Raw genomic sequence first — 396 nt, 5'->3', positions numbered from 1 at the left:
CACCGTCTGGGCAGCGTTGGAAGCGACAGCCGCCACGGACGAGCGCTGAGCGGGGACCAGGGCGACGGCCGGGGCCGCCACGCCGCTCACCGGCCCACCGCCCCGACAAGATAGGAACCCGTCCCGCCACACGGGAAGCTGCCCTCGCGGACACCGCCGTCGACGCAGTTGTTGATGACCTCCGGCAGCGGGTGCATGAGAGGGGCGGCAGATGCCGCGACCACGCTCTTCGATCCCGCCCCGAAGGTGCTGCTGCTGTAGCTTCCTACCGGAAATCCAACTTCCGGTACGAACTGGGTAAAGGTGAATGAACTGGACGGCGATCCCGTCACGCGGGACGCCTGCCGAGCCTGAACCGGGGTGAAACGGACAGGGTCGACCTGACAAGGGACACCA

At 67.7% G+C, this 396-nt stretch carries 1 protein-coding gene; it reads right to left on the bottom strand.

Annotated elements, in window-relative coordinates:
- Nucleotides 1-86: 86 nt before the first annotated feature.
- A partial coding sequence (locus tag G3I71_RS50730) for a hypothetical protein (RefSeq protein ID WP_203733266.1) occupies nucleotides 87-396 on the bottom strand: 310 nt, incomplete at its 5' end.

Origin of the sequence: Streptomyces sp. SID12501, assembly GCF_010550245.1 — a bacterium.
Classification (GTDB): domain Bacteria; phylum Actinomycetota; class Actinomycetes; order Streptomycetales; family Streptomycetaceae; genus Streptomyces.
The sequence above is the reverse complement of the archived record's forward strand: the minus strand, read 5'-3'. Positions and strand labels throughout refer to the sequence as shown.